This window comes from Vibrio sp. L85, from assembly GCF_963871815.1.
GTDB classification, from domain to species: domain Bacteria; phylum Pseudomonadota; class Gammaproteobacteria; order Enterobacterales; family Vibrionaceae; genus Vibrio; species Vibrio harveyi.
In genome coordinates this window covers 1-13,040 of record NZ_CAWMYL010000234.1, presented here as the reverse complement: position 1 = coordinate 13,040, position 13,040 = coordinate 1, and the positions used below count along the sequence as shown (strand labels likewise).

At 45.3% G+C, this 13,040-nt stretch carries 10 protein-coding genes and 2 pseudogenes; 10 read left to right on the top strand and 2 right to left on the bottom strand.

Going from position 1 to position 13,040, the window contains the following annotated elements; translation table 11 throughout:
* The first annotated feature begins 63 nt into the window (after positions 1 to 63).
* From priA to rraA, 7 genes and pseudogenes are all read left to right on the top strand, one after another.
* The gene (gene priA, locus AACR11_RS21310; protein WP_029788849.1) at positions 64 to 2,265 is read left to right on the top strand and encodes a primosomal protein N'; all 2,202 of its coding nucleotides are present in this window, start codon (positions 64 to 66) and stop codon (positions 2,263 to 2,265) included.
* 203 nt (positions 2,266 to 2,468) lie between these two features.
* Positions 2,469 to 3,479 (top strand): annotated as a pseudogene (gene cytR, locus AACR11_RS21305) (DNA-binding transcriptional regulator CytR); the annotation flags it as partial.
* A gap of 164 nt (positions 3,480 to 3,643) precedes the next feature.
* Positions 3,644 to 4,189: an SPOR domain-containing protein gene (locus tag AACR11_RS21300; RefSeq protein WP_005450581.1), complete on the top strand. Its 546-nt coding sequence runs from the start codon at positions 3,644 to 3,646 to the stop codon at positions 4,187 to 4,189.
* 319 nt (positions 4,190 to 4,508) lie between these two features.
* A complete protein-coding gene (gene hslV, locus AACR11_RS21295; protein WP_029788850.1) occupies positions 4,509 to 5,060 on the top strand; it encodes an ATP-dependent protease subunit HslV in 552 nt (183 codons plus the stop codon).
* Positions 5,061 to 5,089: 29 nt separating this feature from the next.
* The gene (gene hslU, locus AACR11_RS21290) at positions 5,090 to 6,421 is read left to right on the top strand and encodes an HslU--HslV peptidase ATPase subunit (RefSeq protein WP_009698879.1); all 1,332 of its coding nucleotides are present in this window, start codon (positions 5,090 to 5,092) and stop codon (positions 6,419 to 6,421) included.
* 308 nt (positions 6,422 to 6,729) lie between these two features.
* Positions 6,730 to 7,647: a 1,4-dihydroxy-2-naphthoate polyprenyltransferase gene (locus tag AACR11_RS21285; RefSeq protein ID WP_005450584.1), complete on the top strand. Its 918-nt coding sequence runs from the start codon at positions 6,730 to 6,732 to the stop codon at positions 7,645 to 7,647.
* A 75-nt stretch (positions 7,648 to 7,722) separates the two neighbouring features.
* The gene (rraA, locus tag AACR11_RS21280) at positions 7,723 to 8,250 is read left to right on the top strand and encodes a ribonuclease E activity regulator RraA (protein ID WP_029788851.1); all 528 of its coding nucleotides are present in this window, start codon (positions 7,723 to 7,725) and stop codon (positions 8,248 to 8,250) included.
* A gap of 97 nt (positions 8,251 to 8,347) precedes the next feature.
* Here the strand turns inward: rraA and zapB are convergent, their stop codons facing one another.
* The gene (gene zapB, locus AACR11_RS21275) at positions 8,348 to 8,590 is read right to left on the bottom strand and encodes a cell division protein ZapB (protein ID WP_005450586.1); all 243 of its coding nucleotides are present in this window, start codon (positions 8,588 to 8,590) and stop codon (positions 8,348 to 8,350) included.
* Between the two features lie 347 nt (positions 8,591 to 8,937).
* Between zapB and glpX the strand changes: the two genes are divergently transcribed.
* From glpX to AACR11_RS21260, 3 genes are all read left to right on the top strand, one after another.
* Positions 8,938 to 9,945 carry a class II fructose-bisphosphatase gene (gene glpX / locus AACR11_RS21270; RefSeq protein WP_005450587.1) on the top strand — a complete coding sequence of 336 codons (1,008 nt, stop codon included), beginning with the start codon at positions 8,938 to 8,940 and terminating at the stop codon, positions 9,943 to 9,945.
* A gap of 1,134 nt (positions 9,946 to 11,079) precedes the next feature.
* Positions 11,080 to 11,694 (top strand): helix-turn-helix transcriptional regulator, encoded by a 615-nt coding sequence (locus AACR11_RS21265; protein WP_005446749.1) that lies wholly within the window; start codon positions 11,080 to 11,082, stop codon positions 11,692 to 11,694.
* 137 nt (positions 11,695 to 11,831) lie between these two features.
* Positions 11,832 to 12,176, top strand: a complete 345-nt coding sequence (locus AACR11_RS21260) for a DUF3135 domain-containing protein (RefSeq protein WP_017190019.1) — start codon at positions 11,832 to 11,834, stop codon at positions 12,174 to 12,176.
* Here AACR11_RS21260 and AACR11_RS21255 read toward each other — a convergent pair.
* A pseudogene (locus AACR11_RS21255) lies at positions 12,173 to 12,436 on the bottom strand (GIY-YIG nuclease family protein). The gene AACR11_RS21260 and the pseudogene AACR11_RS21255 sit on opposite strands and share 4 nt — an antisense overlap.
* Between the last annotated feature and the right edge of the window lie 604 nt (positions 12,437 to 13,040).

The following is a 13,040-nucleotide window of genomic DNA, read 5'->3' as shown; positions in this document are numbered from 1 at the left end:
GAATTTCTTAGTACGTTTTAATAGACTATAGCCCTCTTCCCTCTTTTATATAGTAAAGATTCTATGCGTCCATCCATTGCCAGAGTGGCACTGCCAGTCCCTCTCGACAAACAGTTTGATTATGCCATTCCCGGGCATCTGTTTCCGATCATTGGTGGGCGAGTTTCTGTACCTTTTGGGCGTCAAACTTTAGTTGGAATTGTCACCGCGATGGTTAATCACTCTGACTTTCCTAAAGAGCAACTTAAGCCACTTAAAGCTGTATTAGACACCCAACCCGTTTGGTCAGAGAAGCTCTATTCTTTGCTTACTTGGTGTAGTCAGTTTTATCAGTATCCTCTTGGCGACACCTTGCACAATGCTATGCCTGCCGCCCTAAGAAAAGGCAAACCAGCTGACTTCTCAACCTTATACGAGTGGCAAATTACCTCTTCAGGCAAAGATAAACTTATGCAGGGGCTTGGTCGCGCGGTTAAACAGCAGCGTGCTCTGCAGATGTTGATTGACGGTCCCATTCCACATCAAGAGTTTAGCGATCAAGAAATACCATCTTCAGTGCTCAAGTCTTTAGAGGAAAAAGGCTGGATTGAACGTATTGAAAAGAAACCTGAGATCACCAAATGGGGAGAGCAAGTTGAGTGTGAAGTAGAGAAGCCCAAGCTTAACCATGAACAAGCTCTGGCAATCGCCAGTGTTAATAGCCAAACCGGATTTGCCTGCTATTTATTAGAGGGCGTTACCGGTTCGGGGAAAACCGAAGTCTACTTAAACCTGATCAAGCCAGTGCTCGAAAAAGGCAAACAAGCGTTGGTTTTAGTGCCGGAGATCGGCTTAACACCGCAAACCATCAATCGCTTTAAGCATCGCTTCAATGTTCCTGTGGACGTGATTCATTCTGGTTTGAATGATACTGAGCGACTCAATGCTTGGCTTTCAGCGCGAGACAAAGCAGCTGGTATCATTATCGGAACACGCTCTGCTCTGCTTACCCCTTTTGCTGACCTTGGCATTATTATTGTCGATGAGGAGCATGACTCTTCATACAAACAGCAAGACAGCCTGCGCTACCACGCTCGCGATGTCGCAGTGATGCGAGCACATAAAGAACAAGTACCCATCGTACTTGGTTCTGCGACACCTGCTTTAGAAACACTGCACAACGCACTTTCTGGTAAGTATCACCACTTAACGCTCACCCAACGCGCAGGCTCTGCGGTACCAACAACGAATAAAGTACTGGATGTTAAAGGGCTTTACCTAGACAGTGGCTTATCTGCCCCTCTGATCGCTGAAATGCGTAAGCACCTCGATTCTGGCAACCAAGTCATGCTGTTCCTAAACCGCCGCGGTTTTTCTCCTGCGTTGATGTGTCATGAGTGTGGTTGGACAGCCGAGTGTAAGCGCTGCGATGCCTACTATACCTTCCACCAGTACAGCAATGAGATCCGATGCCACCACTGTGGCTCTCAACAACCCGTGATTCATCAATGCCAAGGTTGTGGCTCCACTCAGCTAGTAACCGTTGGAGTTGGGACAGAGCAACTGGAGCTTCAACTTGCCAAGCTCTTTCCTGAATACAACGCGATTCGTATTGATAGAGACAGCACTCGCCGTAAAGGCAGCTTGGAAGATGCTCTCGAATCGATTCGTAAAGGCGAATATCAAATCCTGATCGGTACGCAAATGCTGGCGAAAGGTCACCACTTTCCGAACGTGACACTTGTGGCGCTACTGGACGTGGACGGTTCTCTATATAGTAGTGACTTTCGGGCTTCGGAAAGGCTGGCGCAATTGTTCATTCAAGTCGCGGGACGTGCAGGTCGTGCAAGCAAACCTGGCGAAGTGATTTTACAGACTCACCACCCTGAGCACAGCTTGCTTCAGTCTCTATTACAGAAAGACTATCGTGACTTTGCCATGACAGCACTAGAGGAACGTAAGTTGGCTCAGCTTCCACCTTACAGCTTCTTAACCCTATTTAAAGCGGAAGCTAACCAAAGCGAGTTGGTCGAAGACTTTTTGCGTCAGGTTCGCTTCACCCTTGAATCACACCCATTATTTGATGGTTCCTGCATGGTTTTGGGTCCGACTCCATCACCATTAGCTAAGCGTGCTGGGAAATATCGTTGGCAGTTGTTACTGCAAACTCAGCATCGCTCATTGATGCAAAAGTTATTAACCAGTGCAAAACCTGCTATTGAGTTGTTGCCAAATGCCAAGAAAGTTCGCTGGAATTTAGACATAGAACCACAGGATCTCAGCTAGCAAACGTTTAACTATGTAATGAATTACCTTCTAATGTGAGTCAAATCACATTAGGATTGCAATTTTTGTTAAACAGACCGTAACTTTCCCTTTAGAAATGAATAGACTATTCAAATTAGTAAAGTCTAAAGTGGATCAGTCACATAGGCTTCAATTAGAACAATGACTCACGTCATCTTGGCGAATATTTTAAGAGGGTAAAAACTATGGCGACAATGAAGGATGTTGCCCAGCTTGCAGGGGTATCTACTGCTACGGTATCGCGAGCATTAATGAATCCAGAAAAAGTCTCTTCATCAACAAGAAAGAGAGTGGAAGATGCCGTACTTGAAGCTGGTTATTCACCAAATTCATTAGCTCGTAATTTACGTAGAAATGAATCAAAGACCATTGTCACTATCGTACCGGACATATGCGATCCGTATTTCTCTGAAATCATTCGCGGTATCGAAGATGCAGCAATGGAACACGGTTACCTAGTTCTTCTTGGCGATAGCGGTCAGCAGAAAAAGCGCGAAAGCTCATTCGTAAACTTAGTATTCACCAAGCAAGCTGATGGCATGTTACTACTGGGCACCGACTTACCATTTGATGTCAGCAAGCCAGAGCAGAAAAACCTACCACCAATGGTCATGGCGTGCGAATTCGCTCCTGAGCTGGAACTACCAACGGTGCATATCGATAACTTGACCTCTGCTTTTGAAGCCGTGAACTACCTGACGCAACTTGGTCACAAGCGTATTGCTCAGATCTCCGGTCCAGATACTGCGGTGCTGTGCCAGTTCCGCCAACAAGGTTACCAACAAGCACTTCGCCGTGCTGGTATTAGTAAAGAAGAGCAATACAGCATTGTGGCTGACTTCTCTTTCGAAGGTGGCGTTCAAGCCGTACGCAAACTTCTCGAATTGCCTGAACCACCAACCGCTCTATTCTGTCACTGCGACACCATGGCGATTGGTGCTATCCAAGAAGCGAAACGTCTTGGTCTGCGTATTCCGCAGGATTTATCGGTTGTCGGCTTTGATGATATTCAATTCGCGCAATACTGCGATCCACCGTTAACCACCATCTCTCAACCACGTTATGAGATTGGTCGCCAAGCAATGTTAATGATGCTAGAGCTACTGAAAGGTCACGACGTGCACTCAGGCTCTCGCTTGCTTGAAACTAAATTAGTTGTGCGTGGTAGTGCAGCGCCACCACCTTTGCGCTAATCAGTAAGCGAATCCACAACATAAATAGAAACGAAAGCGACGCATCTAGCGTCGTTTTTTACGCCTATCCTGTACGTAGCTAACAAGATTACGTGAATAGGGTGTTTTCTCGTCGCGTTCTGGATTAACATATTTGCCAGAATCCTTGATGACCAGAAGTAACCGTGGCAAATAGAGATTATGTAAGACGCGGACGCGGCGCTCCGAAGAAGTCGACAAAAAAACAACCTTCCAGAAAGAAACCTTGGCGTAGTGGTCTACTAGCAATCCTGCTTGTGGGCGGTTTTGGCTACGGCTTATATCTACTCAGCAATGATCCTGAACCGAAACAACCCGTTGCGAAACAGGAACCAGTGACCACCAGCAAACCAAAGCCGAAGAAAGAGTTACCGCCCCCACCAGAAGAAAAGTGGGAATACGTGGAATCTCTACCGAAGCGTGAAGTAGAAGTCGTTGCCAAAGAAGTTGAAGTATCAAAAGTCCCTTATGTGATGCAATGTGGCGCTTACAAAAAACAGAGCCAAGCTGAAGAACGTAAGCTAGCGATTGCTTTCCAAGGTATTACGAGCCGTGTCATTAAGAAAGACGGAAGCTCTTGGTACCGTGTTGTTCTTGGTCCATACAAGTTCAAACGAGACGCAGAGAAAGATCGCCACAAGTTGCAACGCGCGAAGATCGAGCCGTGTGCAATTTGGAAAGAGAATCTTTAATTCTTATTCGATACATTAGTGCAGAGACCAACCGAGTGATCGGTTGGTCTTTTCTTTTATTGGAGAGTGCTGCTCATTCTCACGCTAGGGAATGACTCAAGATCATTCATCACCACGAATCCAGTTCAGTTTCACTATATAGGGTATATACCCAACTCGTTCGTATAAACCAGCGCCCTCGCCACACCCCAGCTCTCTTCCTTGTTCAAAATGACAAAACGTAATGTCTGCAATCGAAAAACACCTTCCCCTTGAATCCCCGAATCCCTTACCCCATATACTTAATTAAATCCAAAGAGAAATAATTAAGAGGTCGACTGTGACTACCATTGTATCTGTACGTCGAAACAATAAAGTCGTCATCGCGGGTGATGGCCAAGTGTCGTTAGGCAATACCGTAATGAAAGGCAACGCACGTAAAGTTCGCCGCCTATACAACAACCAAGTTCTTGCTGGTTTTGCTGGCGGTACTGCGGATGCCTTTACCCTATTCGAGCGCTTTGAAAGCAAGCTGCAAATGCACCAAGGTCACCTTACTAAGGCTGCCGTTGAGTTAGCAAAAGATTGGCGTAGCGACCGCGCACTTCGCAAACTAGAAGCACTACTGGCCGTTGCGGATGAAACTGCTTCACTGATCATCACTGGTAACGGTGATGTCGTTCAGCCAGAAAACGATCTTATCGCCATTGGCTCTGGCGGCGCATACGCGCAAGCAGCAGCAACCGCATTATTAGAAAACACAGGTCTAGACGCGCGAGAAATCGCAGAAAAAGCACTGAACATTGCTGGTGACATCTGTGTATTCACCAACCATCATCACACTGTAGAAGAGCTAGAATCTACAGCAGAGCTTCCTAAGCCAACGGCTTAAGCGTAATCGTAACGAAGTAAGGAAAGAATATGTCTGAAATGACTCCTCGCGAAATCGTTCATGAACTGAACCGCCACATTATTGGTCAAGACAAAGCAAAACGTTCGGTTGCGATTGCACTACGTAACCGCTGGCGTCGTATGCAGCTTGAAGAAAGCTTGCGTGTCGAAGTAACGCCAAAGAATATCCTTATGATTGGTCCAACTGGTGTTGGTAAGACAGAGATCGCTCGTCGTCTTGCTAAACTGGCAAACGCACCTTTCATCAAAGTCGAAGCAACAAAGTTCACCGAAGTGGGCTATGTAGGTAAAGAAGTGGAAACCATCATCCGCGATCTGACCGATGTTGCTGTGAAGATGACTCACCAACAAGCGATGGAAAAAGTAAAATTCCGCGCTGAAGAGCAAGCCGAAGAGCGTATTCTTGATGCCCTACTGCCACCAGCACGTGATGCTTGGGGTCAAACAGAGCAGAAAGAAGATACTTCGAACACGCGCCAAGTCTTCCGCAAGAAACTGCGCGAAGGTCAGCTAGACGACAAAGAAATCGAAATCGATGTAGCTGCACCGCAAATGGGTGTCGAGATCATGGCGCCTCCTGGTATGGAAGAAATGACCAACCAGCTACAAGGTATGTTCCAAAACCTCGCTGGCGACACCAAGAAAAAACGCAAGCTGAAAATCAAAGACGCGATGAAAGCATTGGCGGAAGAAGAAGCAGCGAAACTGGTGAACCAAGAAGAGCTGAAAGAGTCTGCCATCTTCAACGTAGAGAACAACGGCATCGTATTCATCGATGAGATCGATAAGATTTGTAAGCGCGGTGAAAGCTCTGGCCCTGACGTTTCTCGCGAAGGTGTTCAGCGTGACCTATTACCTCTTATTGAAGGTAGCACGGTATCAACGAAGCACGGTATGGTGAAAACAGACCACATCCTATTCGTCGCTTCTGGCGCATTCCAAGTAGCGAAACCTTCTGACCTGATCCCTGAATTGCAAGGTCGTCTACCAATTCGCGTTGAGCTTGAAGCACTGACCAGCAACGATTTCAAACGTATCCTAACTGAGCCAAAAGCGTCTCTGACAGAACAGTACGTTGCGCTGATGAAAACTGAAAACGTGGATGTAGAATTCACAGAAGATGGCATCACGCAAATCGCAGAAGCAGCATGGACAGTAAACGAAACCACTGAAAACATCGGTGCACGTCGTCTGCATACTGTGATGGAGCGTTTGATGGATGAGATTTCTTACGACGCAGCAGAGCAATCAGGTGCGAAGTTCGTGATTAACGCGGCTTACGTGAAAGATCGTCTAGGCGATACAATTGAAGATGAAGATCTAAGCCGCTTTATTCTTTAATCGCAATCTATCATGCCAAAGCCCAGAACCTTGTTTCTGGGCTTTTTCGTTTAGAATGATGGTGACTTTAACAAGCTCTAAACCAAAAGAGTTCATCATCCTAGCGAACTCAGGCGTGGCTATGGTTCTAATCATCGCGTGCATCGCCCTCTTCTCTTCATGAAAGAGCGCTGTTTTATTGCTTCAAATATGGAAACTGTGTTCCTTCTCTATAAGTCTTTGAGTCTTAATTGAGTTGTTTCAAGTCAATAGCGCATCGAGCGCTTTGTGCTTATACTGGGCACATTGGTTACTAGCACGAAATATCCATGAAACAATCATTGCAGATCTGGCTTGAAGCCGCTCGCCCAAAAACTTTACCTCTCGCACTGGTGTCTATTTTGACCGGTAGCGTACTTGCATACTCTGCTGGTCACTTCTCGCTGACCATCGCAGTGATGGCATTTGTCACAGCAACACTGCTGCAGATTCTATCTAACCTTGCGAACGATTATGGCGACGCAGTGAAAGGCACAGATAACGACAATCGCTTAGGTCCTCAGCGGGCGATGCAGTCTGGCGCAGTCACAGCGGATCAAATGAAAAAAGCGATCATCTTCAACATCATTCTGACTGCCATTGCCGGTCTGACATTGGTGTTTTACGCACTGAGCTCGTTTGAAAGCATCATTACCTTTATTGGCTTAGGCATTCTTGCCATCCTTGCGGCGATTGCGTACACCATGGGCAGTAAGCCTTACGGCTATGTTGGTCTAGGTGACTTGTCAGTATTCCTTTTCTTTGGCTTACTTGGTGTATCTGGCACTTACTTCCTGCACACGGGTCATGTTGATGCGACATTATTCTTACCAGCGCTAGGCTGTGGTTTGCTGGCGGTAGCAGTACTGAACATCAATAATATGCGTGATATCGAAAATGACAGCGAATGTGGCAAACGCACCATGGCAGTTCGACTAGGACAACGTAAAGCCAAGCAGTATCACTTTATTTTGCTTGGTGGTGCGCTACTGGCTTTTGCTGCTTACCTGCTCATTCAAGACAAGCCAGTATGGATCAGCTTACCCTTCTTGCTCAGCATCTACGTAGTAGCCCACCACGGGAAAGCCGTTTGGGATACTGAGAAACCAGCACAAATTGCACCTATGATGCCAGTTGTCGTGAAGTGCTCACTGGTGACTAACGTTTTATTTGCAACAATTGTGGTAGCTCAAACTCTGATGAGTTAAAAAAGGATTGTCATTGCATTGACTTAATGCCTAGATATACTCAAAGACAACAGTTTCTGTTTAGAAAGGTACGCTATGGAATACAATACCTCAGCACTCTGTGATATCTATCTTGATCAGGTAGATGTAGTTGAACCGATGTTCAGTAACTTTGGCGGTCGAGCGTCGTTTGCCGGGCAAGTGACGACGATTAAGTGTTTTGAAGACAACGCACTGATCCGTGAAACGTTAGAACAAGATGGTATCGGGCGAGTATTGCTGATTGATGGTGGCGGTTCCTTGCGCAGAGCCTTAATCGATGCAGAAATCGCAACACTAGCAGAAGAAAACGAATGGGAAGGGATTGTGGTTTATGGTTGTGTTCGCGAAGTGGACGAACTGGAAGACATGAACCTTGGCATTCAGGCTCTCGCTTCAATTCCTGTTGGGGCAGCAAATCAAGACATTGGTGAAATCGACGTACCAGTGAACTTTGGTGGCGTTAGCTTCCTACCTGAAGATTACATCTATGCCGATAGCACAGGCATCATTCTTTCACCTGAGCCACTCAATGTAGACTTAGAGCTCGATGAAGAAGACGAAGATGAAGCAGAGTTAAATTAATCTTTTATTAGCAACTAGCCACATCGCTAAAAAAATATCGCCAAATACGCAAACACCCGCCGAAGCGGGTGTTTTTGATTCTGGATACTTAAGTGGATTATTCCACTTCGTCCATCTTGCCAAGTAGTGCACGAATGCGCTCTTGCCATTGTGCGTGCTCTTGTTGAGCTTGCTGAGATTTTTGCTCTAGCTCTTCACGTTGAGAACGAAGCTCGTTAGCTTCTGTTTCAAGTTTTACTTTATCTTCTTTCAGCTCTTCGACTTCCATCTGAAGAAGAGTGATTGTGTCAACTGCAGTTTGAATTTTCGCTTCTAGTTGTTCTAGTACTTCAAAAGACATCTTGGCCTACCTATTGTTATTCCGTTGGGACGATGCGCGAGCGTTCGCTTGCACCTTACCGATAAGGTTCATTCTACTCAGCGTAGCGACGATAAACACTCACTATATTCGATATTTCGCATCATTCGGTTAAAAAATCAGCGCAATCTCACTAAACGCTGACTTTTCTTATCCTAGAGGCATTTTTGAACAATGCAATTTGCTCTCACGACGCCAAAAACTCACCCAAGTATTGATCAAATTCAACTTAGTTAAAGTAAAAGCTCAGCAAAAAGGCAAACGTTTAACTTACGATGTGATAGAATCGCCGCGCAAATTCTTCTTCCCTCTTGTTACTTGGAGACATCATGAAACGCGATTTAGCAATGGCATTTTCCCGTGTTACTGAAGGTGCCGCTCTGGCTGGCTATAAATGGCTTGGTCGTGGCGACAAAAACGCAGCGGACGGTGCTGCTGTTGAAGTTATGCGCACCTTGCTGAACAAAACAGACATCAGTGGTGAAATCGTTATTGGTGAAGGCGAAATCGATGATGCGCCAATGCTATACATTGGTGAACAAGTGGGCATCGGTGGTGATGAAGTAGATATCGCCGTTGACCCGATTGAAGGCACACGCATGACGGCAATGGGTCAATCTAACGCATTAGCAGTGCTAGCAGCCGGTGAGAAAGGCAGCTTCCTTAAAGCGCCGGACATGTACATGGAAAAATTGGTTGTTGGTCCTGGTGCAAAAGGCGTTATCGACTTAGGTAAACCTCTAAAAGAAAACCTAGAAAACGTTGCTAAAGCACTGAACAAGACTCTTGATACACTTGTTGTGATTACGCTTGCTAAGCCACGTCACGATGAAGTGATCGCAGAGATGCAAGCAATGGGCGTTCGTGTGTTCGCAGTGCCAGACGGTGATGTAGCCGCTTCAATCCTAACTTGTATGCCAGATAGCGAAGTAGACGTGATGTATTGCATCGGCGGCGCTCCAGAAGGCGTAGTATCGGCAGCAGTGATTCGCGCACTAGACGGTGACATGCATGGTCGTCTTCTTCCTCGTCACGAAGTAAAAGGCGATACTGAAGAAAACCGCATCTACGGCGCTGCTGAACTTCAACGCTGTGAAGAGATGGGCGTTCAAGCGAACGTGGTTCTAAAGATGGAAGACATGGCACGCAGCGACAACGTAGTATTCTCTGCAACGGGTATTACCAAGGGTGATCTACTGGAAGGTATCTCTCGTCAAGGTAACATCGCAACAACAGAAACCCTATTGATTCGCGGTCGCTGTCGTACTATTCGTCGCATCAAGTCTACGCACTACCTAGAGCGTAAAGATCCAGAAGTGCGCGATATCATTCTTTAAGCAGTATTCGAGGCTCCCACTCACTCTGAGTTGGAGCCTTTCTTTTCTGGTAAGTCAGCCTCAACGTGACTGAGAATCTAATTCCAGCAAGCTCTTAGCCTTTATTCTTCCTCCAGACCACAGAATCAAAGGATAATAGATTCTGAATCACACTCGTTCCTTGTTGTTCAGAATGACGATTACTTAAACAAGCTATAAACCAAAAGAGTTCGTCATCCTAGCGAGCTCAAGCGAGACTAAGGATCTAGTAACAGCGCCCCCAAACTCTTCCTCATTCACCTTAAATCACAGCATCATTCACCTTAAATCACAGCACAAACGGATGATAGATTCTGAATCACACTCGTTCCTTGCTGTTTAGAATGACGATTACTTAAACAAGCTATAAACCAAAAGAGTTCGTCATCCTAGCGAGTCCAAGCGAGACTAAGGATCGAGTAACAGCGCCCCAAACTCTTCTTCATTCACCTTAAATCACAGCACAAACGGATGATAGATTCTGAATCACGCTCGTTCCTCGGTGTTCAGAATGACGATTACTTAAACAAGCTATAAACCAAAAGAGTTCGTCATCCTAGCGAGTCCAAGCGAGACTAAGGATCTAGTAACAGCACCCCCAAGCTCTTCCTCATTCACCTTAAATCACAGCGCAAACGGACAATAGATTCTGAATCACACTCGTTCCTCGTTGTTCAGAATGACGATTACTTAAACAAGCTATAAACCAAAAGAGTTCGTCATCCTAGCGAGTCCAAGCGAGACTAAGGATCGAGTAACAGCGCCCCAAACTCTTCTTCATTCACCTTAAATCACAGCACAAACGGATAATAGATTCTGAATCACACTCGTTCCTCGTTGTTCAGAATGACGACTACTTTAACAAGCTATAAACCAAAAGAGTTCGTCATCCTAGCGAGCTCAAGCGAGACTAAGGATCTAATAACAGTGCCCCCAAACTCTTCTTCATTCACCTTAAATCACAGCACAAACGGATAATAGATTCTGAATTACACTTGTTCCTTGTTGTTTAGAATGACGACATATACCCAACAAATCCACACACAAATTAAGTCAACACTTTTCTTTACTAACCCTATCGAGCATAATATGTACTGATGTATAGATGGTGGGTATATGAAGACCGTAGATAGGATTTTGCAAATCGTTAAGCGTGATGGCTCTGTCACTGCGAAACAACTCTCTTCTGAACTGGGAATGACAACCATGGGTGCGCGTCAGCATCTACAAGGTTTAGAAGATGACGGCATCCTGTCGATTCATGATGTAAAGGTCAAAGTTGGGCGCCCAACCCGTCATTGGTCCCTTACACAAAAAGGTCATGAGCAATTTGCTGATCGCCACGGCGAACTGACCATTCAGTTTATTGAAGCGGTAGAGCACATCTTCGGTAAAGACGGATTGGAGAAAGTCACATCTGAGCGCGAGAAACTCACCCTACAAAACTACCAGCAACACCTTGAGCAGTGCGACTCTCTGGAAAGCAAGTTACAGACACTTGTTACTCTGCGTGAGCAAGAAGGCTACATGGCAGAATTAGAGAAAGATGAACATGGGTTTATTCTCATCGAAAATCACTGCCCTATTTGCAAAGCAGCCACTCGCTGCCCAAGTTTGTGCCAATCTGAACTCAATGTCTTCCAATCACTTTTAGGTAGCGAAACCAAAATCGAACGAGATGAGCACATCATCAGTGGTCAACGTCGCTGCGTGTACCGAATCCAGCAATAAATCTTCGATCAAACCAACCGTTATTATGAACATACTCTCTTATAAGTGAGACTATGACACAATTCATCCGCTCTCATCCTCTATGTAGATTAAGCTTTTAGTAACTAGGAGCAACATCCAATGGATTTGGAGCGGCTATGCCGAACAGTTATACACCTCAAGTTTTGCCCTCATTCGATGAAATGGTAAAAATGGCAGAACAAGACCCCGAAGCCTTTGAGCAATTTCGTCACGATATGGCGAAAGAGATGATTGAAGGTGCTTCAGAGCAGATGCAACCTCGACTGTGGGCACAGCAAAGTCACATAGATAGAGTCATTCATAACTGCAAAAACCCCAACCACACAAATGTCGTATTAATGAATGAATTGCAGAAACAGGTCGTGAAATTCAGAGAGGCATTACAAGGGGAAACCGCCCCAACTAAAAAAGCCGATGTGGTTGAGTTGAAAACGTTTAAAGATAGGGATGATTTTTACTAACATTGAGCGGATAAGTCGCGAAAGTTGGGATTCGTTTCTCTAACTAACTCCAGCTTCCACTTACGCTTCCATTGCTTAAGCTGCTTTTCTCGGTTTATGGCAGTTGCCATATCTTCAAACAGCTCAAAGTAAACGAGCTTGTGAACGTGATATTTCTTGGTAAAACCCTCAACGATTCCGTTTTTATGCTGTCACATTCTTTGGGCTAGTTGGCTGGTAACACCAATGTAGAGAACTGAGTTATTTTTTGAAGTTAGGATGTAAACGCAAGGTATCTTGTCGATGGTTCATTCTCCTTAATGATCTGTGGTTGCTTTTCCATTGTAATTCACTAGCTCGGTCGTTTACTGCAAACTCGGAGCACTCGGTGAGTAGATTCTGAATCACGCTCGTCCCTCGCTGTTCAGAATGACAGTTAATTTAACTTGCTATTAAATAAAAGAAATCAGTCATTCTAGCGAGCCTCAGCGAAACTAAGAATCTACTTTCAGCAAGTACGAGACCTTAGAAAGAACAACCTCTCATAGTTACTTTAAGTCACTCTTACATAAAAGGAATCCGTCATTCTAGCGAGCCTCAGCGAAACTAAGAATCTACTTTCAGCAAGTACGAGACCTTAGAAAGAACACCCTCTCATAGTTACTTTAAGTCACTCTTAAATAAAAGGAATCCGTCATTCTAGCGAGCCTCAGCGAAACTAAGAATCTACTTTCAGCAAGTACGAGACCTTAGAAAGAACACCCTCTCATAGTTACTTTAAGTCACTCTTAAATAAAGGAATCCGTCATTCTAGCGAGCCTCAGCGAGACTAAGAATAGAAGTGGCCCCCAAATTTCGGACATGACTTTAAGTGATTGATCTGTT